This is a genomic window from Brevibacillus sp. Leaf182, assembly GCF_001423865.2.
Lineage (GTDB): Bacteria > Bacillota > Bacilli > Brevibacillales > Brevibacillaceae > Brevibacillus > Brevibacillus brevis_C.
On record NZ_LMPN02000017.1, the window covers coordinates 190,014 to 215,308 of the forward strand.

A 25,295-nucleotide genomic window follows, 5' to 3' on the forward strand; every position below is an offset into this window, starting at 1 on the left:
CAGCCCCTCCTAATTGCTCTTCCATAGTTCCAGCAATTGTTTTTCTTCATCCTCGGTAATGAGCCGCAAGTTTTCTATGCTCTCGTCAGGATATGCCGTCACTTGTTCGAGCCAATTCACAAAATGCCCGATCATTCGTTGTATAGTGGCATACTCAAACAAATCCGCATTGTATCCAAACGAAAACAATACAGAGTGCTCATTCATCACTTCGATTGAAATAGACAAGTCAAATTTGGCAACTTTGATGGCTAGCGTCACAGGCTCAACTTTTCGATTCGGCCATTCCTTTACATTTCGCAGATGAGTATTCATTGTAAAAATCGTTTGGAAAACAGGAGAGTAGCTTGTATTTCGTTCTGGTTGAAGGGCTTCTACTATTTTTTCGAACGGTACGTCCTGATTCTCTTGTCCACGCAATGCTTTTTCCTTGACTTGGGCGACCAATTGCCTGAAGCTCGGCCCTTCTTCTACATTCACCCGGTAAACAAGCGTATTTACAAAGAACCCGATCAATCCTTCCATTTCTTTGCGATTGCGATTGGCGACCGGACTGCCGACCAAAATGTCTGTTTGTCCGGTATATCGGGAGAGGAAGCCTTGGTAAGCTGCCAGTAAGGTCATGAACAGGGTTGTCCCTTCCTGTCTGCTGAATGCTTTTACTTTCGCTAATAAGGCAGGCTCCACTTGTATATGCTGCATATCCCCTCTATAGCTTTGAATGACTGGCCGTGGATGATCGAATGGCAACTGCAACACGGGAAGGTCACCCGCCAGCTCATTTTTCCAATACACCAACTGCTCGTTTACTGTCTCATCCGTTAACCAATCCCTCAGCCATACTGCATAATCCCCGTATTGAATAGCCAATGGCGGTAGATCGGCTGGCGTGCCACTGACTGCTTCTTCATAGAAAGCCATCCACTCGTCCAGCAAAATATCCTCTGACCAACCATCGAAAACAATGTGATGAACGGTACACAAAAGAACATACTCAGACTCATTCTTCTTAATCAGCTCCGCTTCAATCAGCGGTCCTTGACTCAAGTCAAATACGCGCTCAGCATTCCGTTGAATATGATGAGTGACGTGCCTTTCCCCTTCTTCCATAGAGAGGTGGCTGAGATCAATGACAGGCAACGATATCGGTTGATAAGGCTTGACGAGCTGTACAGCGGTATCATTTTGTTTTGCGAATACCGTACGAAGCATTTCATGACGTTCAATCAATCGGTTAAAGCCTTTTTCCAATCCGCTAACGTCCCAAGCACCGCTTAAACGCCAGACATACGGAATGTTGTAGACGTTGCTCCCAGGCTCCAGTTGGTCAAAAAACCATAGCCGCTGCTGCCCAAAGGATAGCGGAATCGGTTTCGTCCTATCCACTTGGTGCAATGCGGGCAATTGAGCCGCTTTTCCGCCTAGACGCAATTCGGATATCCGCTTGGCTAGGCTCTCGATGGTCGGGCATTCGAAAATATCTCGCAGAGGGAGATGCTGACCGAACACTTCTCGTATGCGCGAGGCGACCTGCGTCGCCAATAGAGAATGGCCTCCCAAATCAAAGAACGAATCAGATACGCCAATTTGGTCGATACGCAAAATGTCGCTCCATATGAGTGCTAGTAATTCCTCTGTTGTATTGCGAGGCGCTGAATAGTGATGGCTTACCGTATGGCTGTCAGGTAGCGGCAAGGCTTTGCGATCCAATTTGCCACTTGATGTGAGCGGCATTTTCTCCACCTGTACAAAATACGAAGGAATCATGTAAGGTGGCAGTTGTTTCTGCAGAAGGAGCTTATACTCTTCGACCGATGTGGTACCACTGTAATAGGCGATTAACCGTTTATCTCCCGGCTCAAATTCTTGGGCAATCACAGCGACTTCCCCTGCGCCTGGCTGCTTCCTCATGAGCGCTTCGATCTCTCCCAATTCAATTCGATACCCGCGAATCTTCACTTGGTTGTCCATTCGGCCAATAAACTCAATATTGCCGTCTGGCATCCACCGCGCATAATCTCCTGTCCTGTACATTTTTTCTGCCGATAAACGACCATATGGATTCGGGATAAAACGCTCTGCTGTCAGCTCGGGCTTTCCTACATACCCTCGAGCAAGCCCTACGCCCCCAATCACCAACTCTCCCATGACGCCAACGGGCTGCAAGTGACATTCTTTGTTGATGATATAAGCCTGCGTATTATCAATCGGTTTCCCAATGGGAATGACCGTACTGTCCGCGTGACAATCATAGTAGGTCACTTCAATGGTCGTTTCCGTCGGACCATACAGATTGTGGAGAGTCGTTTGATTCCGCTGCTGAATCAATCGATGAAAACGTTGAACCTGTTCCGTAGTCAAAGCCTCCCCAGTCGTGTACACGCGCTGCAAGCTTTTGATTTCTTCCGCACAATCGTTGCTTTCCAGATGGTCTAAAAAGATGCTGAGCATTGATGGAACAAAGTGAATATACGTGATCTGGTGTTTGGCGACCGTTTTTACAATCAGCTCCGGGTCTTTTTCAGCATAAGGAGCGAGAAAACATAGCTTGCTGCCGGTGAAAAACCATAAAACTAATTCGGTTACCGAAACATCAAAGCAATAGGGAGTTTTTTGCATGATCGTGTCGTATTCGCCCATAGGATAGCGATGAACCATCCAGTTCATGCGATTGACGACAGAGCGATGTTCAATCATGACGCCTTTTGGTGCTCCCGTCGAGCCTGAGGTGTAAATGACGTAAGCCAAATTTGTCGAGTGAGCAACTGGTTCAAGATTGTCGCATTCTACTTCTTGCTCAGGCATATTCTCACCAACGTACAGAACCGGACCATTGAAATCGATCGCTGTCCTGAATTTCTCTTGCATGACGACTACTTTCGTATCACTATCCTGAAGAATATAGGACAGTCTTTCTTTCGGTGCCATCGTGTCCATCGGCATATAAGCCCCACCAGCTTTTAAAATGCCAAGGATACCAATCATCATGTCAGGTGAACGTTCCATCATTAACCCGACTAATGTATCCGGTTTCACTCCCAGGTTTCGCAATTTTCTTGCCAGGAAGTTGGCACGATGGTTGATTTGCCGATAAGTCCACTGTTCGTTTTCAAATATGACCGCGATTTGCTCTGGTGTCCGTTCAGCTTGCTCCTCGAAAATTTGATGAATGGTTTTCTGATCCGCAAACGCAACAGAAGTGTCATTCCAGTTCTGGAGTATTTGATTCTGCTCAGAGACGGTCAACATTGGCATAGAATGGAGCGTCTGGTCACTGTGAGTAAGAACACTTTTCAGCAATTCTATATAGTGCTCAATCATGCGGCGCATGGTAGATTCGTCATACAAATCCGTATTGTATTCCCAATCCAAGCTGATACTCCCGTATTCCTCCTTCGTTAATAGAGAATCGGAGAGCTCAGAGTGGTTCGTCACTACCACGTTAATATCAAATTTTGCCGATCCGTTGCTAATGCCTTCAGTGAGTTGAATATCCAAATCGGATACAGGTAAATGGGTAACTTTCGTGTCTTGGAAGCTAAACATGACCTGGAATACAGGGTTCCGGCTTTGATCGCGCTTCAGTTTTAACGCATCGACTACCTGATCGAATGGAATTTCTTGATTCTCATAGGCTTCCAATGCTGACGTTTTGACTGCTTGCAAAACATCCTGAAACGTCATCTGATCGGTAAACTGCGTCCGAATCACAATATTGTTCACAAACATCCCGATCAAGTCTTCGGTGTCTTTCCAGCGCCGATTCGCGATACCCGAACCTACGATAATATCTTCCTGATTCGAATACCGATGCAGCAATGTCTGAAAGGCAGCCATCATGACCATGAATAAGGTCGTGTTTGTTTTCATGCAGTAATCACGCAATTGAAGATACAATTCTTCCGGTATTAAATGGGTGAACATGTTCCCGTTAAATGTTTGATTGACCGGGCGTGGCCTATCGGTTGGCAGTTCCAGAATCCCGTTGGCTCCGTTCAACAGATTCTTCCAGTATGTTAACTGCTTATTCTCCTTGCCCCGTTTAAACATCTCGTTCTGCCACACGCAATAATCTGCGAATTGAATCTGCAATTCCGCGAGTGGAGATGGTTTATTCTCCAGATACGCACTGTACAGCGTAAAAAGTTCTTTCAGGAATTTTCGGAACGACCAACCATCATGAATCAGATGATGCTCTACAAACAGAATGACCGATTCCCTATCAGAGATCTTGTAAACCAGCCATCTCGCCAATGGCAACTGCGAAATATCGATCGGCTTCTTGATCTCTGCTCGAATCAATCTCTGCACTTCACGTGCACGATCACTCTCAGGTACATGAGAAACATCAATAACGGGCAATTTCACATCGAATGGTTCATAAATGACCTGATACGGCCGCCCATTTTTCTCAAGAAAAACGGTTCGAAATATTTCATGTCTACGTACAATCTCGGTAAAACATTGATTCAAAATGGGGATATCTAGCATCCCTCGCACTTTCATGGTTGCCTGAAAGATATAAGCCAAATTATTGGAGCTTAACTGTTCTAAAAACCACACTCTCTCCTGCGAATAAGAAAGCGGCAAATCTCTGTCTCGTGATGCCCTGCTTATGGCAGGAAACGCATCCATCGAGTATGTATCCTCTGCGGCATTGATGACTGGCACGATACTTCGGATTGTCGGATATTGAAACAGGGTAGACAACGGGAGTTCTTTTTTGAAGACTGCGCGGATTCTTGCTACAACCTGCGTCCCTAACAGCGAATGTCCGCCTAATTCAAAGAAATTATCCTCTACACCAATCTCCTCATATCCAAACAAATCCTTCCAAATGTCCAAGAGCTGCATTTCCAGTTCTGTTTCCGGTTTTTTATATTCCGCTGAAATATGCGGTCGGCTATTTCCTACCTCTGGCAGTGACTTTATATCAATTTTTCCGCTGGGCATAAGCGGGAAAACATCCATTTTCACAAAATACGCTGGAACCATATACTCCGGAAGCTGAGCCTTCAAATAATCACGCCATTCCGTTATGCTTCCAGACCCTATCACATAGGCGACAAGCTTGTTATTTTCATAGGAATCCTTTTGGGCCACTATAATGGTTTGCTCAATAGATGGATGAGTGCTTAAAATCGTTTGAATTTCCTCAAGCTCAATCCGGTATCCCCTCACTTTGACCTGATTGTCATTGCGACCAAGATACTCCAGATTACCGTCGGCTGCATACCGAGCCAAATCTCCCGTTCGATACAATCGCGAATCTGCCTCTGGACGATAAGGATTGGCAATGAAACGCTCTTCGGTTAATTCAGGACGGTTTAAATACCCTCTTGCTACACCTGCTCCACCAATATAGAGCTCGCCAGCCACTCCGACGGGTTGGATTTGTAAATGCTCATTGAATACGTACAATTGTGTCTGACAGTTTGGCTTTCCAATGGGGATCAAAGAGCGATGATCCTCAGGCATACATTTGTAGCTGGCAACTTCGACGGTAGTTTCCGTTGGACCATAGGTGTTATATAAGATTGTCCCATGAGGAATAGTCAGTAGATGCGTAAATTTCCGGGCAACTTGAGGTGGAAGCACTTCCCCACCGGCAGTGACATATTTCAGAGAGGATAGGGCAGAAGACGTACGATCATTCTCGATATAATCCAAGACTACTTTTAACATGGATGGCACAAACTCAAGATGGGTAATGTTATATCTCTCCACTGCTTTTACCAGCAGGGCAGGGTCTTTCTCTTCGCCGTTAGGGAGGATGTACAAGCTCGCACCTTTCACCATCCACCAATAGAGCTCCCAGACAGACGCATCAAAAGAAATAGATGTTTTCTGCAAGATTCTGTCTGTATTCGTCAGTTCACTACGCTTCTCCAGTGTTTGAAGAAAATTCATGATGGAGCGATGTTCGATCATGACCCCTTTCGGATTGCCAGTCGAGCCCGAGGTATAGATTATATAGGCCAGATCGTTACCATTCACTTGGTTTTCAGGCTTTTCCATGCTTTCACTCGAGAATATTTCAGAATCATCAGATAAATTAATAGTTTTTATTCCGTCAGGTATTCTTGCGACAGATGCTTCATTCGCGATGACGATTGGCAATTCTGCATCTTCTATCATATAGCGCAGTCTTTGAACAGGATACGCGGGGTCCATCGGGACATAAGCGCCTCCTGCTTTCAACACGCTCAAGATGCTCACGATCATTTCACTGGAGCGCTCCAGGCATATGCCAACGAGCGTCTCACTCGTAACACCTATCTTTCTAAGATGATGGGCCAATTGATTCGAGCGTATATCCAATTCCCTGTAGGTAACTTCCTCTTGCCGAAAAACGAGTGCGATGGCCTCTGGATGACGATTAGCTTGGCAATCAAAGGCAGCTAAAATGGTATCAGGAAGCTCAAAAGCCTCGTCACTCCTGCACCACTCGTCTAGCAATTCGCTTTCCTGACTTTTGGTGATCAATCGCAATTGATCGACAGGTGTTTCCCTATTCGTTACAACCTGTTCCATCCAGTTACAAAAGTTCTCCAGCATTCTTCGGATGGTTTCTTGTGTAAACAACCTGGCATTGTAGGTGAAAGATATGCGCAAGACGTCTGCCTCTTCAACATCCACACGCAAATCTACCGTTGACTCGTCGTACTCGATAGAAAGCTTGTCTATCGTGACTACATTTCCGGCTTTTCTTACTCTCAATAAGGTATGAAATAATGGCGTGGCTACTGAAAGACTTGCGAACATCTGTCCCTTCTCTGCTTTATCCTTGCCCTCGGTTAGTAGCTGTTTAAAATTCATAGCTCCATCAACAAGGACTCGATTTATCCAAAACGCAGAGTCTCTCACCGCACCAACCCGAATATCCTTTTGACCCGTATACCTGTAAAGATAACTGTGATAAGCAGCTAAGAGTACAGTAAACAGATCGGCCTTTTCTTGTATCCCCACCTGTATGGCTTGCTTGCTCACCGTATCTGAAAGATCAATCGTTTGAGTCTCGCCCACATATCCAGTATGATGATGCCTGGAGATATCTAGCGGAAGCTGTAGCAATGGAGCTTCTCCAGCTAATTCTGACAGCCAATGGTTCTTTTGCTCTTCCATGGACATGGTCATCCTCCCTTTTCGCGTTTGGTAATGATGGGAATCTTCAAAACGAGCGAAGATCCTCACCTGTTCTGATTAATCAACACGACACCTCCCCTCCTCTTAGCAATGTCTGCAAAGGAATCAATGAGTGGCTTCATCGCACAGCATATGAAATAATCAGGCCAGCGTCTGATAATCGGTCTTTGTCAGTGCTGACACGCTTGTGGAGTATGCAATTGGAAGAATACCAAGAATGACAGCTTGATGAATCGACAATTCTAGCCCACGACTGTAATCTCGCCGCGGGGTGACTCTTCTTTTTAGGTGAATTGGAGTATAGATTTCATGTGGGAGTTGAATGATTAGCGCTTTATACACTAGTTGATTGGATTGCTATGATGGGAGATGGAGTGTAGAGTGAGGATGTTGTTATGTGTAATCAAACCAATGCAGGACACTGCACTTGATCATGAGAAATGGTTCTTTCGAATCAGAGTTGCTAAACTAGCTACTGACTCTATGAAAGGAGGGAAACTTGTTGAAATGCAAAGGAGTTGGTTAGGAAAGAATCGCAGAGAATTACCCATATCAAGTATGAATTGTAATCTTTTGCCATTTATTGATATTATATCATGTCTGAATTTTATGTCAAATAGGATGATATTGAGTCGTCTTTGCTCAACCGAAAACTATAATTAGGAAATTTTTGCACATAAAAAATATAAGACATTTCTTCTCCCTTGTGCTAGGTTCGTTTCACAGCTCACCTAACGCCAAGAAAGGAGAAATGTCTCAGACATTTCTAGGAAAAGTTATACACACCTACGCCCAATGACACTGCCAACAAAATACCAAAGTACCACTTCGTAAACCGAAGACTGAACCACGAGCCTTCCCACCATAAGACCCCAAAAAAAATGGCCCCAATCAAGATGCTGCTTGCAAAAGCAATGAGTGCATTTTCCATACTTCTTCACCTTTTAAACAGAATGGAAAAGGGGCTGCGCTCTACAGTTGATCGAACAGCCCCTTTTCGTTTACCAGACCGTAATGTTAATCGTAATGGTCTCGCCGCCGTATTCCACTGTAATCGTTGTTTTACCAGATTCCAGAGCGGTTACGACACCATTTTCTACAGTCGCAATCTCAGGATCTTCCACTGTCCATTCGGCATCCTTGGTGACGATCTCCTCGTATCTTTTTTCATAGACCGCATACAGGACGATCTCTCCAGTCTTGTCTGCCTTCAAGCGCAGCGAAGAGCGCGATGCTCGCAAATCTTTCACTTTCTTTTCCTCTACGACGAGCACACGATTGGTTACCTTTTTACCGCCAAATTTCGCAGTAATGACAGCCTTCCCTTCAGCCAGCGCTGTCACTTTTCCCTCTTTTGTTACTTCGATGACCTCTTCGTCGCTTGAGAACCAAGCTGCTTTTTCTGTGACCTCTTCGGTGTTCTTGTCACTGAAGACGGCTGTCAGCGTTAGCTGCTTCTCCTCATCGATCTCCAAAACCAAATCCTTGAAGGAAGTCGTCAACGAACGAATGGTTTTCTTAGAAACCGTCACCGGAATCTCCAGTTCCTCGCCCATATAGCTTACGGTAACGATGTCTTCTCCCTCTTCTTTGCCTGCCGTAATACGGCCCTGCTTGACGGTAACCAACCCGTTTTCCGTGTCGTACTCAACATTTTTGTCTCGCGTGATGTCTTTGCGTTTTTTGCCTTCTACTTTATAAAGGCGTAGGCTCGTGGTTCCCCTTGGCTTCATCCAGAAGGACGGTTCGTTTGTTTCCAACTGGAAGGTGGCTATTTCCTTAACGGTTACTTCCACCGAATCGGTTTTGTTCCCGTCTACGGTCGTTACTGTAATCGTCGCAGTCCCAGAAGCTACTGCCGTGATCTTGCCTTCCTCATCTACCTCGACGATCTCAGAGTCGCTGCTTTCCCACTCGACTCGTTTATTTGTTGCATTCGCTGGTTTTACAGTGGCACGAAGGCTTTCTGTATCGCCAACACGCAGCGTTAACTCCTCTTCCTCCAACTCAACTCCGGTGACCGGCTCTCTTGTTGGTGGATTCGGCACATTTGGCACATATAGCTCAATGGAATCATCCAGTTCGACGGAGTTTCCTGCCTGGTCGCGAAGCTGAATCAGAACTTTTTTCATCCCATTGCCATACGTCAAGTTCCACGGTACCGTCCCCGTCACTTTTTCCCAGCTACTCCACTTGCCTTGGTCATTGGAGATGCGCATCTCTACATCTCCCAAATTGTCCGTGGCAGTAACATGCAGTCTCACGCTGGTGGAGTAGGTTAGACGATCATCATTGTTAATGACGAACGTTCCCGTTGGTGCTGTCTTATCCAAGGTAAACGTGATCTTGATTTCGTTTCCGGAAGCATCGACGACCCGCAGTTCATGCTTGCCTTCACTGGTTACCTGGTCGCCACTTGCAAACGGAGCACTATTCAGCGTCGCGGTTCCTTCGTTGAATGTGATTGTCACGTCATCTTTGTAAATCCCTTTGTCCTCGACTCCTGTAACAACGGGCGCATCTGCATCCAGCTCGATCGTATCGGAAACGGTTGTGATGTGCCCTGCCCTGTCTGTGATCTGCATCTCGACAGTCTTGGTTCCATCACCGGACTTCAACTGCCATGCTTTGGTCGCAGTTACTTCCTCCCAATCGCTCCAGTCGTTGTCACCATTTGCAAAGCGGATTTGTACATCGCTCGTACTGTCGTTCGCTGTGATGGCGAGCGTAACATCACGGGACTTGGTGTAGCTGTCTCCGTTATTGATCGTGATAGATCCAGTCGGCGACTCCACATCGAGTTCAATCGTATCGCTTAGCTTTGTGACGTTCCCCGCCTTGTCCCGCAGCTTGACATAGACCGTTTTGATGCCGTTTGTACTGCCATCAGCCAGCTTCCATGCTTTGGACGCTGTGAATCGCTCCCACGTACCCGAATTGTCATCTGCGTTAGAGATAGCTATCTCGATGTCGTCTGGATTTCCGGACGCAGTGAGTTGCAGCGTAACCTCTTCTGTTTTCGCAAATTCAGCTCCGTTATCGATACTGAGTGTTCCAGCCGGTGGTGTTTTATCCAGTGTAAAACGAATCGTCGTGCGATTTTGTGCATCATCTGTGACGACCAACTCATACGATCCTTCCGCGCTGACGACAGAACCGCTCGTAAACGGATTGCCGTTCAGCAATGCTGTTCCCTCGTTGAAGGTAATCGTTACGTCGCTGGCATAGACACCATCCTGGGTGACTCCTGTGACAACGGGTCCAGAGGAATCCAGCGTGATTTGCTTTTGAAGAGCCAATTGGTTTCCGGCCGGGTCTTTCAGCTCGAGATAGACCGTTTTGGTTCCATCAGCACTGCTCAACTCCCATGGAACGTCGCCATTTGATGGTGCCGTTTTCCAATCGCTCCACGTCAGATTGTCATTGGACAAGCGCATTTCCACACCATGGGCATCAGCCGACTCCACACTCAAGGTAACTTTGCTCGTGTTGGTATTCGACTGGCCTTGATTGATCTCAAAAGCACCCGTAGGGATGGTCATATCGAGTGTAATCTCATCGGTAAAGCTGGCAATATTCCCTGCTTTGTCCTTTACTTCCATGTAAACCGACTTAGTTCCGTCCCCAGTCGGCAAGTTCCACGCCTTTGTCGTGGTCAGCGTTTCCCAGGAAGTCCAATTGGCTGGATCACTCGTATCATGGGAAAAGCGCATCTGTAGTTCATTGCTGAAATCGGTAACGGCAATTTGTAATGTGGCTGCAAGTGAATTGGTATAATTGGCGTCACCGTTGATTTTGAGACTGCCTGACGGCTTCGTTTGATCGATCGAAAATGGAAGAGCCGTTGTATTGCCCGCTTCATCAGTGACAATCAGCGTATAGGCTCCATCCTCATTTACGATTTCTCCGTCAGCTATCAGCTTTCCGTTCAAGGTCGCCTTTCCTTCGTTGAAGCTGATCGTGACACTCTGATTGTACAGCTTGTTGTTCTCTACCCCTGTGACTACAGGTGCAACCGTGTCGAGTGTAATCGATGCCTGTAAATCATGGGGGTTGCCAGCTTCGTCGATCAACTGTAGATAGACCGTTTTCTGTCCATCCCCATTTGTTAGCTTCCAAGTCTTGGTGGTCGCCACATCCTCTAGCACACTCCAACTGATGTTATCGTTGGACAGCTTCATTTTCACCTTGCTGGAAACGTCAGTGGCATCGATTTGCAAAGTGACATCCTGGTTGTTCGTATGGCTGGCTCCGTTATTGATCGCAAGAGTTCCAGTAGGCGCGGTTTTATCCAGGGTAAAGGTTACCGTAGTCGTATTCCCCGCTGCATCCGTCACGACCAGCGTATACTTACCCTCCACACTCACCTTTGTGCCGCTGGCAAAAGGTGCACCATTCAATGTTGCTGTGCCATCATCGAAGACAGGTGTGACATCTGCCGTATAGAAGCTGCCATTCGCAACCCCCGTCACAACAGGTGGCGTTTTGTCTAACACGATGGTATCCGATGTCGTAAACAGATTCCCTGCACCATCACGGAACCTCGCGTGGACTGTTTTTTGTCCGTCTCCACTAGCCAAGTTCCATTCCAGCTTATTGCTGGCTGGGACAGGTATCCAACTGCCTGTAAAGCTGTTATCATTCGACACTATCACTTCTACCGGGCCGTTCGCATCACTCCCCTGAATGGTAAGCTCTACCTTCTCTGATGAAGTGGCTACGTTCCCGTTATTGATCTCGATGGTCCCTGCTGGAGGTGTCGTATCCAGCAAAATGCTATCCTGCGCTTGCAGGACAGTTCCTGTTCCGTCACGCAGCTCCATGAAGACCGTTTTGGTCCCTTCGTCTTTCGTAAAGGTCCACGGTATAGGTGTCGCAAACGGCTTCCATTCGCTCCAAGAACCGCCTTCCACGTTCGTCAAACGATATTCGGGCTTGGCTGCGTCAGGATCATCATGGTTGATGGTGAGCATCACATTTTCTGAACTCGTAATGGCTGCACCGCCATTGATGGTAACCGTCGCTGTCGTAGGTGGTTCATTTTCATCCGTCACCTGAATGGTCATTACCTTGGCGAATGTATTGCCAGCCGAGTCTGTTGCGGTTATCGGCACAGAGTAAGTCGACTTCGTTTCAAAATCAAACGTTTCCGTCGCCTTCAGTTGATTTCCCTCAACAGCAAATGGCACCGTAGTGTTTTGAATACTGAACGTAACAGTGTCTCCTTGATCAGGATCTACTGCCGAAAGCGTACCAACTACCTCTCCTATTTGTTTGTTTTCAGGAATCGAATTGGACGATAAGAGGATATCGGTTGGCGGCGAGTTAGGAGCATAAGTGATTTCTAGCTGAGAAGCGTAGTTAAAATTTCTTTTATCGTAGAAAATGATTTGAGGCTGATACAAAACGGGGACAGGTGGCGCTGTTTGTCTTCCTCTTAAAACAAAGGTAGCTTTTTTGTCTGGAATATTACTCATGACAAAGCTGGTTACATCAAACGATTTCCACCCTGTGAAATTAGTAGGAATAAACTCATTTGTTATGATTCTTTCATGATGCGAGGGCAGCACGGTCGCAGCATCATCGTTCCAATTGTCATCAGACGAGCCCCATAGATCAATGAAAGGCATATCTCCGCCCGTTGCTTCTACCTTATGCACATAAATTTTCAAGGCAGCAGACTGAATTTTCCTCTCACTTTGCACGCCGCTCAGGTCAAAACGCAGGGCAGTATTCGCAGCCCCATAGTCCCCACCAGAGTCTCGGGCATAGCCGACGATCAACGCGTTCGGAATTCCTTGGTAATTCAGGCCATCAGGATAGGCACCAAACGCATCCACGAACTTGTCTGCCTCTACCCTAATCACAACGGGAAGATCGGCTGCTTTCACTTTTTCTTGAAGAAACACAGGTTGGACAATTGCGAACAGCAAAGTGAATACCAACAAACGAGCGATTATTCTTTTCATGAATAATGTTGTCCTCCTTTCTTCTTCATTTCAACTCCCCCTACTGTCGACACACTCCCCTAGCAAAACATCTAGGTGAAACAAAATTATGTTAACAACAGTCTTTTACAAAAAATACTAACTAAAGTTATGTCTTTTCGGTTGCAAATAAAAAGAACCCCAAAAATGAGGTTCCAATTGATCGGCCGTTATTTAAGGGTTAGCTCCTTCTCCCATGTCTTTTCATTGCCTTGCTCATTTTGAAAGACCAAGATCAATTTCCCCTTTTCCCCCTTCAACTCATCCTTGTAGTTGAAACTGGATAACGGCATGCTACCACCGATGACAAAGCGATTCTCATCAGGGTTACCTTCTGTGTCGTTTTTGATCGCTTGCTCTGTCGTGGTTACGATGTCAGTTTTCTCAGACTTCCACTGCATGCTAGCTAACGAATAGCCGGCAGGTCGCTGTTCGATAAAGAAATAGAAGCTATTTCCCACGATGGGTTTCGGTTCCTGGTCGACCACGACGAGAATTTCTTTTTCCTGCTGTTCTGCGACCATGTCTTGTGCAACGTTCTCCGGTTGTTTCTCCTTGTTTTCTTTGTTTTCCTGAGGAACTTGCGGCGGTACTTGACCAGTCGATTCTGAAGGAAGCGGTGTGCCACAAGCACTAGTAACGAGTGATAGAACCAATACAGCCAGTAAGCTTTTCATTTTATTCTTTTTCAAATTCATTGTCATTTCCACCTTTGTTTTCATTTTCAATCAACGTGAAGGAAAAAGCGACTCCATTCACGGTATTTTCCGCACCATAATCACTGCCATGCAGATCGAGGATATGTTTACAGATCGCCAATCCGAGACCCGTGCCGCCAGATTTCCGCCAGCGAGAGCTATCTACTCGATAAAATTGCTCCCATATCCGTGTTAGTTGATCGTCTGGGATGTGCGCTCCTTCATTTTCAATTCGAAACCGGATGCACTCCCGCTCGCGGGCCCCCGTAATCCGAATCTCACTTGATGGATTGGCGTGCCGGACTGCATTGCCGAGCAAATTCACGATCACTTGCTCGATACGTCTTGGATCTGCCCATACGTTGATCTCATCTTCAGGTAAGGCGAGCGATAGTCGTACCTGCTTGTTTGCAAGCTGTAGTTGAAAGGAAGCGGCTACGCGATCTACGATTTCCGATACGGGAAACGATTGTCTACGAAGCAAAATGGCTTTGGCTTCAAATTTGGACAACTCCAGCATATCCATAATGAGTTCGTTCATCTTGTCGACTTCGCTTAAAATGACGTCCATGTATCGCTCCCGCTTTTCATGTGCGACATCATCTTTTAACCCTTCCGCAAAGCCCTTCACAATACCAAGGGGGGTCTTCAGTTCATGAGAGATGTTTGCAATCAATTCTTTACGAAGCTGCTCCATTTTTTCCTTATGCTCAATATCCTCGCGAAGAGTGACATTGGCACTCGTCAGGTCTTTTAATGTCTGATCCAGCTTGCCAGCTAACGTATTCAGATGGCGAGAGAGCTCACCGAATTCATCCTGAGAATGAATCGAAGCAAGTTCTGTGAAGTCCAGATTAGCCATGCGTGAAGCGGAGTGACTCAGCATAACTAATGGTTTCGTGATGATCTTCGAAAAGACAAAGGACAGCAGCAGTAAGATGACGAGGATGACTGGCGTCGCGTATATGGAATAGCTGGTCAGCATACTTACCGCGTCGCTCACTGGTTGCAACGTCGTCACCGCCAGTATGTAATTCGCCCCGCCCTGATAGGAGAATCGATGAATCACGATGGCATAGTTTACACCACTCCACGGATCAGTCCACTTCCGCTGGATGAATGATCCGCTTTTCATCTGTGTAATCTCGTCGTGTTGCTCCGCCAGCCATGGTCCGATTTGATCCGCTACGAGAGAATCCTGATAAAAAGGGTTATGTGCCCGCTTCTGACTAGGCAGCATGAGTTCAGAAATAACAGCCGTAACCCGGGTCAGTCCATTTTCAGACACATTTGTGGATGGACTTTGCCTTGCAATCCGTATCGGCTTCATGATCGTATTGTTCTCATCCATGTAGATTCCGTCGATGGTAATCGTGTCTCCAACATGGAGTGCTTCAGGGAGTTCGGTGCTTTCCATTTCTTTTAGCGGTAAGGTAATCACTTGATTTTTATTTGCTACTCTTATTTCCATAAAATAGGGGGTTAGTTTCAATTGCCTGAGCTGCTCATCTACGATCGCGATGCTGGCATCTGTGCGATTCATCAATGTACCCACCAGCTTATCCAGCTTGTGCTTGTCGGGAGGGAGTTTGGCGTACTCATCTGGGAAAGATGCCATTGCTTCCGAGAGCTCGCTTACTTTCGCATGTAAATAAAAGCGCTCAAAGAAAAACTTTTCCCCTATCAATATCAAAGCGTAGAGCAAAAAGACAAAAACAAAAGTGGCGGCAAATAATTTTGTCACAACGTTTAGTCGAAGGCGTTTCATCGTTTTGCCTCAAACTTATATCCAAAACGGATCATCGTCTGAATCAGATGCTGCTCTGTATCCAGCTTGGCACGCAGTTTTTTCACGTGGGTATCAACGGTGCGATGGTCGCCAAAGTAGTCCATCCCCCAAACCCCATTCAATATGCTATCTCGGGACAAGACCGTCCCTTCATGCTTGATGAAGAACAGAAGCAGCTCATACTCTTTTGGTGTCAATGAGATCGGGACGCCTGCAACCGTAACGGTGTGAGCTCGTTTGTTTACCGTCAATGCTCCAAACTGAGCGATATCATCTCCCCTCCCAATGCTCCCCTCTGCCCTTTTCATCAGAGCTTTGGCACGGGCCACTAATACTTTTGGGCTAAACGGTTTGGTGACATATTCGTCCGCGCCAAGCTCGAAACCCATCAACTGGTCATCGTCGTCTACTCTTGCTGTAATGATCATGATGGGAACGTCCGATTGTCGGCGGATTTTTCTGCACACCGACCAGCCATCCATCTCGGGCATCATGATATCTAGCACAACTAAATCGACAGAGTGCAGAGCGAAAAGCTCCATCGCCATTTTACCGTGCTGCGCTTCGTACACCTCCCAAGCTTCTTTTTTAAAATAATCCGATACAAATTCACGTATGAGCTCGTCGTCCTCTACGAGTAATACTTTCCGTTTCATTTCCGCACTCCTTACTCGTGGTTGGGCATTTATTGCATAGATTACCAGTTTATTGTGAAACTTACGAACCATATGGTTTTACAAAATGAGTATAGATGGCTGATGTGACCGTTGTGTGTACATGAGATGGATTTGCAAAGAAAACAAACACCCGAAAATGGCTGAGGCCACTGAAAACATGCAAAACGAGCCTTAGAATCGATTCCAGAGGCTCGTTTTGCTTTTTCAGTGGCCTCCGTAAAGGCAGGGTGATTCTAATGGTCGATCTCGCTCTCTCTTAATCTAACAATCGCTTGTGCACGATTTTTCACCTGGAGCTTGCTAAAAATTTGATGCACATGCCCTTTTACCGTCCCCAGTGTGAGATGCAACTTGTCCGCAATCTCCGAATTGGATAACCCTTCACCGATCAGTGCCAGCACTTCTGACTCTCTTTCCGTCAATTTTTCCAATGCAGGAGATACCCGGATTTGAATATCAAGCGTAGGAAATTCCTTCTCCACGCTTTTGAGCAGCATCGAAAGATAAGCCATCTCTTGCTTGGATACGTTTTTGCTTTTATAGAGCGAATAGAGCATTTTGGCAACGCCAGGGCCTTCATCCAAAAAAGTGCGTACATAGCCTTCTGGTGCGGCTAATATCACCGCCATGCGCATACACTCCATCGCTTCATGATGCTGTTTTTGGATCATGAAAGCTTGGCTGAGCAGTAGAAAAGCTTCAATCTGACTCCCGAGCCGATCCTTTATTTCCGCCTCGTGCTTTAGACTGGTGAGCAGCATGATGGCTGCACTGTCGTTTTTTAAATAGATGTATACCCGGGCCAACGTCATTCGCTCAAATTCATGTCGGGAAGCGACAATATCGACATTCATTTTCGTGTAGGGCTCAGCCCATTTTTCTATTTCTTCCCGTCGATTTTCTTCGATCCATAATCGGACGCGGAATGTTTCTACAAAAGACATCCAATGGGGAGGCGCATCGTGCTGGCGGCATAGCAATGTAATTTCCTCCATGGCCAGCCACATCTCGTCGTTACGATGCTCTGCTTTTCTCCATCGGGCCAAAGTCAGATACACAGGGACCAATACGCCGAAATTCAAGGAGATGGTGCCTAACTGGATGGCTCGCGGTACGAAATATTTTAACTGCTCACAATCATTTTTCTCATAATAAAGCTCAGCCATCACGATGGAACCGTAGGCTAATATGCCAAGACCACTGTGCTTCCAGATCGCCCTCAGTTTTGGATAGTATTCATTCACGTTGGACAAATACCCGCTCAAGGCCACACGACTACGCAGCACATACGGCTCATCCGAATTCAGCTCGATGCCGACGATGAAGTAGCGGCTGAATTTTGGCTTCATTTGAACCGATTCTTCCATATATTTGAGGGAAAGGTCTACATTTCCCCGCATCACTTCGATATATCCCCGAAGCACACACATTTCAACTCGACAGTCGTCAAAGCTCCCATGAGTGGTTCGTGTTGCTTCGTCAGCCAATTGAAGGAGGATTTCAGCCTGATCAATTTCGTTGGACACAGCATGCAGCCAGGCAAAAGCAATGCACAGCTCGGGGTTGCTTTCCAACCAGGACTTCTCAAAGTATTTCATCCATCTGCGCAGTGTTATATTTTCGTACTGTTTCAACATCCACGGTGCATGTGCGACGATCAAACGGCTCGCCCGGGTCCAATCTTTTCCGAGAAACGCATGCTCAGTCGCCTCCATTATCCACCCGTGACTTTCAAACCAACCGCTTGCAGAGATATGTAGGGCAGGAAGCAGTTCGTTATATGTTTTCCTTACATGGGAGAGCAAAAGTTCTGCGAACAAATGGTGATAACGATACCACTCATTTACCCCGTCCAGCGCGATGACAAATGAATTCGTTCTCTCGAGCATGCGAAGGATGTCGTGAGCGTCCGGCTCTCCGGTAACGGCTGCGCATAGATCTCCTGTCAGACGCGGCAGTATGGACGTTTTCAACAAAAACATCTGCACCTTTTCTGGCAGTCGTTTCAATACTTCTTCCGTCAAATATTCCCCGACATACTTGTCGTTACCGGAAAATTGATGAATGATCTTAGACGCTTCGGGCTTTCCTTGCATGGACAAGGCTGCTAACTGCAAACCGGCCACCCATCCCTCCGTTCGTTTGCTTAGCGAGCCAATGTCTTGATCTGACAGACTCAGACCCAGTTGCTCCTGGAATAAGCGCCTGCACTCCTCCTCATTGAACCGAAGAGTGTCTGAGCCCAGTTGCTTCAACTGTTTCCGAACGCGTAGACGGTGTAAGGCAAAAGGAGGTTCCTCCCGCGTAATCAGGACGACATGCATATATAAGGAAGCATGCTGGATCAGAGTCTGCAGTCCTTCATGAATGGAAGGCTCCTTAATGAGATGGTAATCGTCCAATACCAGATAAAAATCACGTTCAAACCCCGCAATTTCTTCGAGTAACACGGACATCAACTGCTCAGCAGAAGCCGTGTACTGCGGGTGGAGCACTGAGGAGGCTTCTTTGCCCAAGCCTTCCTGCGCCGAATCAATTGCCCTGGCAAAATATCGCCAAAAGCGCACGGGATCATTATCGGATTCATCCAGGGAGATCCAACCGGTCGGTTTGCCGGAATTTTGCGTCCATTGACTGACTGCTGTCGTTTTTCCGAAACCGGCTGGCGCGCACACGAGAATCAATCTTGCAGCGCCCGCGTCATCGATTTCTTTCAATATCTGATGCCGAAGCAACAAGTCCGAACCATACTTCGGAACATGAAGCTTGGTTGCGATAAGTGGACTGTACGTTAATAAATCCATACGCATCTCCTGCCTAGAAGTAAAATGACATTCATGAAGGAAACATGGAAAGTAGCCTTGCTATCGATGTCCTGAAGCGCAATGAGGTTGGCTAACGGGGGAAAAAGAGTACATAAAAAGATAGGAAATATTGCTCAGATTAAAGATACAGCAAAGTAGTCCCTGAGTGGGTATTTTTTTTATGAACGTTGCATCCAGACAGAGAAAAACCCGACTATCTCAGTTGTCGGGTTTACTTTCAGTCATCTAAACATTCTGTTGATTCGTCTGGCTTCTATCGCGACTTTTTTACTGTACAGCCTTTTATCCTGCTTGAGTTGCAGCACCTTGGCACACTGGTGCGCTTTTCTTAAAACATTACTGTTGGAGTTGTTTGTCGATTTCAACATCTGGTCGGCCCAGCGGTACGCTTCTCTAGCCAAAACCTCGTCGCTGTCCTTTGCCTTCAAGCTGATATCCAACAAGGTCTCGCTCAAACTTCTACCCAAACCAGCACTTCTCCAGGAAGTAAAGAGCTTGAGCTCTGGCTCGCACTGCTTGACGCTGGCAAAAGCCTGGACCCAGTCCTGCTTGAGTAAATGGATTTCGGCTATTTTTAACCAGTGGGATACTTTGTCAAACGAATCTTCCTGTTCCGGGAAATTCTGTGTGAGATAGTGAAGTGCCTTGTCGTACTCTTCCAATCGTTTTGCCTGATGATACAGCAGAGAATAATGCTTTTTGTCAGAGCCCAACTGCTCTTCTAGCTTCTCCAGTAATTTCTTGGCTTCTGTCATGTTACCGAAATCGCTTGCTCTGTCCATTAACGTAATCAAGGACTCATCCTCGCGCTTGGCCGGATAAATCCTAGCCTTGGATTGAAACCATCGCTCCATATGTTCAGCCGTATACATCGTTTCCAGCTCCTCTTTCTTATCCTGAAAGAAAGAGCTGATTCGGTACAGAGCATTCTCTTCGATATACGTGATCGCCTCTTCAATCCCCGCCGAAATGATATATTCGGTGTCAAAGCCATAGTAGGTATCAAAATTGCTTAATTTTGCCTGCTCAAACAGTGGGATATGGTTAACATCCTTACACTTCGCCAACAAAAAAGCCACGATGTCCATGGATTCATGTAATCCCTGATACGGATGAGACTTATGCATCTCAATCTCTTGTCTCATCAAATAGTGCAGGAACTCTTTGTCTGCGTCTGTCACAGTCTGATCGTATTGAAGCTGAACGATCAACGCGTATCTTTTCAGCCCGTTCTTGTCATAACCGTATGCATCCTTACTCTTGCTATAGGCAAAAGAGCCCCAGAGGTCTTTGGAATGTTTGATCAATGGCAATTGCTCGGGTATTTGGTGGATTTCCATATGCGATTCTCCTCTCCGCGGAATGGGACGGCAGCGCCTTACTCATCTTTTTCCATTCTAATCGTCTACAATTGACAATACAATTTTCAAAGTGGTTAAATGTAATATGTTTACATTTTTCAGGAGGTGCACAAAATTGGAGCAACAACCGCCATCACCATTGGTACTGACAGAGTTTTCTCCTCATGCCCAGCAAGAGCCACCAAAAAACATGGGAGATTTGTCGAAATCGTACGACAGAGCGACGATTTTTTTCACGAGATGGGGAGCCCATGTTCTTGATCATATTCTCCTCGCTTGTTTTCTAATCGGATTGCTCTCACTTGGGGTTTCCATTGATAAAGACGCAAACGGTCTCTACTTCTTCCTCCTAGCCGCCATTATCCTATGTTCTTATTATGTACTGTTAGAAGGACTTACCGGATATACGATCGGAAAATTTACTTTCCGCATCATTGCTGTCAATGCGGAAGGACGGCCACCGGGGTTATGGAAATCATTTCTCCGCTCCCTCATTCGTCTATTCGAAGCAAATGTATTTCTTCTAGGCGGGTTGCCAGCCGGTATCAGTGTGTTGGCTTCCGACAAAAGACAACGCTTAGGCGATCTAGCAGCGAATACATACGTCGTTAAAGTAAAAGATCTGAACAACGTCAGCAAAAAGCAAACCACCGTACTCGCTGTTGTCTTCTCCATCGTAGCTGTTTTATCCATCATTGGGATGATTTTTGGGATAGTCGATCTCGCATCAAGAACGCCTACCGAAGAAATATTCTATAGCAAGGATAAAAAGTTTCAAATAACAGCCCCTTCGGATTGGAGTAAGGATTCAGCCCTTCACGATGAAGCGGATATAGAAATCTCCAATCGTTTTAGCGAAAAGTATGTACTGGTACTGTCAGAATCGAAACAGGATCTAGACAGTTCATTCACACTTCAGGATTATGCCCAAGTCATTGAAGCAAACCTTCAAGAGGCTGTAGAAAATGTATCCGTTGATAAACAGATTCGTACTGTAGTCGACAACCAGGTCGCCATCCAATTCAATGCCAAAGGCGAAATAGACGGCATTAAGGTCGCTTATATTGTGACATTGGTCGAAACGCCTACACATTTTCATCAAATCATGGCTTGGACAGAAGAAAAAAGATTTGAGTCACTCAAGCAAGAGCTCCAAAAGGTCAGTACAAGCTTCCGCGAGGTAAAATAGCGACAGAATACAGAAGCCACCTTCATTAGGTGGCTTTTCCCTTGGAAAAAGTAGGGACTCTATGCCTATTTGTATACAGGACCATATAACGATTGAAAAAAGTGGTTTATATGTATAATTGAAGGGTAGTCCTTCCTTACATATAATGTTAAAGTAATACAGGAACCATTTTTTTCTAGAACATTTATTCCGATAAGCGTTAATTTTCAGTCCAGGGTATCGCTCTTAATCCTTAAGAGTTACTATAAATATTTCTTGAGAGGTGCATGTACATGTTTATGGGGAAAGGAACAGTCCGCGAGCTCGGAAATCAAATCGACAAGGTTCTTGGAGATATTAAAGATATCCAGGCAGAAATTGACCGCGACTCCGATAAAATTGACAACGAATTGAATTCTTGCTCTCGTGAGCTGATCAATGCACAAACAACGTTGGGTGAAATTCAACCACTGATCGAAAGTCTCGTGGCTCAGGTTGGTCAAAATGCTCCTGATCACATCAAGGTGCTTGTTGGTACCATTGCAGATGGTATTACGGGTAAAGTAAAAAATACGTTGAACAACCTGGCTGAGGTTCAAAAGAACGTGAAGGACGTTGACAAGCTGACAGACGCCATTGATGGACATACGGATAAAATTGCACAAAAAGTAAAAGAAATCGATAGCATCACTGACAAAGTCCAAAAGTAGGTGATCGAATGTCGTACATAAACAATTCGAACGGTTGGGGTAATCAGCATACGAATCACGTGGCAAATAAGGTTGACCATCTCGCTGACAAAATTTCCTTTGCAGTGGATATGGTAGCCAATGCAGCGATTAACCTTGACGGCGCTCAACAAGAGCTACTTACCCTGGCAAATGCACCCTACCCACCCCAATCTAGCCAATTAATTTCGTTAGCGAATCGCATTGCAGCGAATAAGCGCCAGATTGATGATGGACTGGCCAAAATTAAAGAAATGGCCCGCACCATCGATCAAGAAACGAATCATATCCAGACCCCTCCTCAAAGAGGCTGGTAATGGACGGAGGTTCTACTTTTGTAGAACCTCTTTTATTTTCGCGACGCTGTATGGGTTAAGAATGGCTCCGTAGTTTCAATAAAATATGAAAAGAGGAGCTCTTCCTAGGGCTCCTCTTCGCAGCTCACTATTTTCTTTCCTCACACATACTACTTCTCTATCTGCTCTGTATCACTGGCCTTTTTGCTGGCTATTTGATTCCCCCACGGAGGTTCTGCTCTCATCAAGTGCCGTACAAAGTAATCCCATTTTCTGCGGATAAAGTACCGTTCCAAAGAAAAGCCGTGATGTCGGTTAGGCAAAATCAACATGTCAACATCTTTATCCGCTTTAATCAATGCATCTGCCATTCGAATCGTTTGGGAAGGATGCACATTTTCGTCCATATCTCCGCTCACCAGTAAGAGCTTTCCTGTCAGATTGGCTGCCAGACGTGCATTGTCTTGATCCCTGTACAAGTCCGGATCATACAGACCTTGATAGCGTTCTGCCCATGCTGATATATACAGCCGTTGATCATGATTACCGCACGCGGAAACCGCAGCCTTGTAAAACTCAGGAAATGAGAGCATGGCCCTTGTCGAAGCGTAGCCTCCCCCTGACGATCCCCAAATGCCTACCCGATCAACATCCACATAAGGGTAGCGCTCTGCCAATTGCCTTATCGCTATCACATGGTCAAGCAAACCTCCTGCTTCCTCCAATTTTCCGTTTGAAATGTCATGGAACGCTTTAGAACGATAAGGTGTTCCCATTCCATCTAGGATCAAAACGATAAACCCCAACTGCGCCAATGATTGTCCACCACCCAGCGGGTCATGACTTCGGCCGGGATCAAGCGCGAAAGCTTTCGGCGTATTGATGATTTGTGGTCCCCCGTAAATGTAATCGATGACCGGATACTTGCGTGAAGGATCAAACGGGAATGGACGCAGCATCACCCCATAAAGATCGGTTACACCGTCTCGTGCTTTGACAGTAATCCTTTCTGGAAATTGGTACCCCATCTCGAGCAGCATCTCCACATCAGCGTACTCCAATTCGCGAATCAGGCTGCCATCTACCGAGCGAAGAACAGAAACAGCCGGCAAATCAACTCGCGAAAACGTATCGACGAAATACTTCATAGAGGGAGAAAACACAATATCATGCTCTGCATCTTCTGGCGTCAGCAACGACAGACCGGTTCCATCCAGGCGAACGCGATACAGGTGTTGATAATAAGGATCGCGCCCCTCTTCTAGCCCCCCTCCAGTGATGTACACCCATCCCTGCTGCTCGTCCACTGCCATCAATTTTCGTACCGTCCAGGACCCCGATGTGATCGGATTGCGAATCTCTCCCGTTTTGCCATCGCAATGGTAGAGGTGGCTCCACCCATCACGCTCTGAGTGCCAGATGAATGAACCATCGGCCAATAACCGAATATTCGGATTAGCAGCTCCGAGATTATGCAGATCTTGGTTCAAAAACGTATCGCTTTCTTCCCGCAGTAGCGTGCAAACCTCACCGGAGCAAGGATCAGCTACGGAAAAATCGACAGAGCGGGCATCACGGGACATCCGGGCGAAATAGATCTGTTTACTGTCGGCTGACCATCCTGCCATTTGCATCCCCGGAGTGAGGGGTGAGACTGGACATGCCAGTAAAGGCTCGCTTTCAATCTGGACTTTGGTTCGCCTTTCCAAATCACAGACGACCAGCTCTGCCAGCGGTACGTGTGGATCGCCAACCAGTGGATAACGGTACGAATGCAGAACCGGTCTGACTTCTTCGCCTTTCGGAACCGATTGAATCAGATGCAAATTGCGCACCTTTCTTTGATCAAGCCGATGGGTCAACAGCATCTTGGAATCGGGTGACCAAATCGCTACGGGAGGAAGCTTCATGTTTGCCAATCTCTCCGCCACGGTCGAGAGCCGACATTCAGGCTGGGTTCCGTAATCATAGTATGCCTTGCCGTCGCGAGTCAGCCTGAAACGCTTTCCGGTTTCGAGTGACCGAACATACAAATTGTGATCATATACGAACGCCACCCACTTTCCATCTGGAGACGGCAGTTCATCCATCGACGGCTTATCAACTTTATCTATGCGCTTGCATCTGTATTCCTGTAAATCACAGTTCCAAACAGTACCGCCAACCTCAAACTGGAATGCCGATCCATTCTCGGTAAACAAAAGCTCCCCAAGTGGCAATGTTTCTGCACTATATGTTTCTCCTGCCCTTCCTGACAAACAGACGGCTAATCGCGCGTGATCGAATGCTGGTTGACTTGTATTCTGTTCAGCATCCACGATCACATACTGCCTGCCAGTACCCTTTTCCAACCGGATTTCTCGGATGTACCAGAACCGATTCCCGCTGATCCAGTTTGGCCTGAGAAAAGCATTGAATACTGCGTCGTAATAATTGGCAGGATGCAGGCGTTGTGCCCTCTCATACTGTTCCCATGTGACAACATTCTCCATTTGAATCCCCCTCTTTCAAAGTGAGATACAAGAATCATGTGTTTCACATTTTCAAACAAGAAATTCCCTTAATTATCCATTTGTTACATGCATATGTAAAAAGCGAGATAATATATCACCGAATTTAC

Annotated in this window: 12 protein-coding genes; 3 read left to right on the forward strand and 9 right to left on the reverse strand. The window is 46.3% G+C overall.

Features of this window, described 5'->3' with window-relative positions; translation table 11 throughout:
- Positions 1–9 precede the first annotated feature (9 nt).
- The 8 genes from ASG16_RS07315 to ASG16_RS07350 all read right to left on the reverse strand — a co-directional run bounded on the left by ASG16_RS07315 (position 10) and on the right by ASG16_RS07350 (position 20,462).
- Complete coding sequence (locus ASG16_RS07315; RefSeq protein ID WP_056495268.1) at positions 10–7,131, reverse strand: non-ribosomal peptide synthetase; 7,122 nt, start codon at positions 7,129–7,131, stop codon at positions 10–12.
- 781 nt (positions 7,132–7,912) lie between these two features.
- A complete protein-coding gene (locus ASG16_RS30840; RefSeq protein ID WP_198674191.1) occupies positions 7,913–8,077 on the reverse strand; it encodes a hypothetical protein in 165 nt (54 codons plus the stop codon).
- Positions 8,078–8,147: 70 nt separating this feature from the next.
- The gene (locus ASG16_RS07325; RefSeq protein ID WP_056495265.1) at positions 8,148–13,115 is read right to left on the reverse strand and encodes an Ig-like domain-containing protein; all 4,968 of its coding nucleotides are present in this window, start codon (positions 13,113–13,115) and stop codon (positions 8,148–8,150) included.
- Between the two features lie 188 nt (positions 13,116–13,303).
- Positions 13,304–13,831, reverse strand: coding sequence for a hypothetical protein (locus ASG16_RS07330; protein WP_056495262.1), 528 nt, complete (start codon positions 13,829–13,831; stop codon positions 13,304–13,306).
- On the reverse strand, positions 13,812–15,599 hold the full coding sequence (locus ASG16_RS07335; protein ID WP_056495259.1) for a sensor histidine kinase: 1,788 nt from the start codon (positions 15,597–15,599) through the stop codon (positions 13,812–13,814). The genes ASG16_RS07330 and ASG16_RS07335 overlap by 20 nt, the downstream gene beginning before the upstream one ends.
- A complete protein-coding gene (locus ASG16_RS07340) occupies positions 15,596–16,276 on the reverse strand; it encodes a response regulator transcription factor (RefSeq protein ID WP_056495256.1) in 681 nt (226 codons plus the stop codon). Before ASG16_RS07340 ends, ASG16_RS07335 begins: the two co-directional genes overlap by 4 nt.
- A 254-nt stretch (positions 16,277–16,530) precedes the next feature.
- Positions 16,531–19,101 carry a winged helix-turn-helix domain-containing protein gene (locus ASG16_RS31590; protein ID WP_056495253.1) on the reverse strand — a complete coding sequence of 857 codons (2,571 nt, stop codon included), beginning with the start codon at positions 19,099–19,101 and terminating at the stop codon, positions 16,531–16,533.
- A 242-nt stretch (positions 19,102–19,343) separates the two neighbouring features.
- Positions 19,344–20,462 (reverse strand): hypothetical protein, encoded by a 1,119-nt coding sequence (locus ASG16_RS07350; RefSeq protein ID WP_056495250.1) that lies wholly within the window; start codon positions 20,460–20,462, stop codon positions 19,344–19,346.
- A 136-nt stretch (positions 20,463–20,598) separates the two neighbouring features.
- Here ASG16_RS07350 and ASG16_RS07355 point away from each other — a divergent pair, with 136 nt between their 5' ends.
- The 3 genes from ASG16_RS07355 (at position 20,599) to ASG16_RS07365 (ending at position 22,696) form a co-directional block, all read left to right on the forward strand.
- Entirely contained in the window at positions 20,599–21,672 is a 1,074-nt protein-coding gene (locus ASG16_RS07355; protein ID WP_056495248.1) for an RDD family protein, read from the forward strand.
- Between the two features lie 272 nt (positions 21,673–21,944).
- Positions 21,945–22,361, forward strand: a complete 417-nt coding sequence (locus ASG16_RS07360; RefSeq protein WP_233220522.1) for a hypothetical protein — start codon at positions 21,945–21,947, stop codon at positions 22,359–22,361.
- 8 nt (positions 22,362–22,369) lie between these two features.
- Complete coding sequence (locus ASG16_RS07365; protein WP_048034918.1) at positions 22,370–22,696, forward strand: hypothetical protein; 327 nt, start codon at positions 22,370–22,372, stop codon at positions 22,694–22,696.
- A gap of 149 nt (positions 22,697–22,845) precedes the next feature.
- Here the strand turns inward: ASG16_RS07365 and ASG16_RS07370 are convergent, their stop codons facing one another.
- The gene (locus ASG16_RS07370) at positions 22,846–25,167 is read right to left on the reverse strand and encodes a S9 family peptidase (protein ID WP_056495245.1); all 2,322 of its coding nucleotides are present in this window, start codon (positions 25,165–25,167) and stop codon (positions 22,846–22,848) included.
- Positions 25,168–25,295 lie beyond the last annotated feature (128 nt).

Bases quoted from the DNA above. Each gene is read 5' to 3' on its own strand.
- ASG16_RS07315 (WP_056495268.1), bottom strand. From the start codon at position 7,131: ATGTCCATGGAAGAGCAAAAGAACCATTGGCTGTCAGAATTAGCTGGA.
- ASG16_RS07370 (WP_056495245.1), bottom strand. From the start codon at position 25,167: ATGGAGAATGTTGTCACATGGGAACAGTATGAGAGGGCACAACGCCTG.
- ASG16_RS31590 (WP_056495253.1), bottom strand. From the start codon at position 19,101: ATGGATTTATTAACGTACAGTCCACTTATCGCAACCAAGCTTCATGTT.
- ASG16_RS07335 (WP_056495259.1), bottom strand. From the start codon at position 15,599: ATGAAACGCCTTCGACTAAACGTTGTGACAAAATTATTTGCCGCCACT.
- ASG16_RS07350 (WP_056495250.1), bottom strand. From the start codon at position 20,462: ATGGAAATCCACCAAATACCCGAGCAATTGCCATTGATCAAACATTCC.
- ASG16_RS07325 (WP_056495265.1), bottom strand. From the start codon at position 13,115: ATGAAAAGAATAATCGCTCGTTTGTTGGTATTCACTTTGCTGTTCGCA.
- ASG16_RS07360 (WP_233220522.1), top strand. From the start codon at position 21,945: ATGTTTATGGGGAAAGGAACAGTCCGCGAGCTCGGAAATCAAATCGAC.
- ASG16_RS07365 (WP_048034918.1), top strand. From the start codon at position 22,370: ATGTCGTACATAAACAATTCGAACGGTTGGGGTAATCAGCATACGAAT.
- ASG16_RS30840 (WP_198674191.1), bottom strand. From the start codon at position 8,077: ATGGAAAATGCACTCATTGCTTTTGCAAGCAGCATCTTGATTGGGGCC.
- ASG16_RS07330 (WP_056495262.1), bottom strand. From the start codon at position 13,831: ATGAATTTGAAAAAGAATAAAATGAAAAGCTTACTGGCTGTATTGGTT.
- ASG16_RS07340 (WP_056495256.1), bottom strand. From the start codon at position 16,276: ATGAAACGGAAAGTATTACTCGTAGAGGACGACGAGCTCATACGTGAA.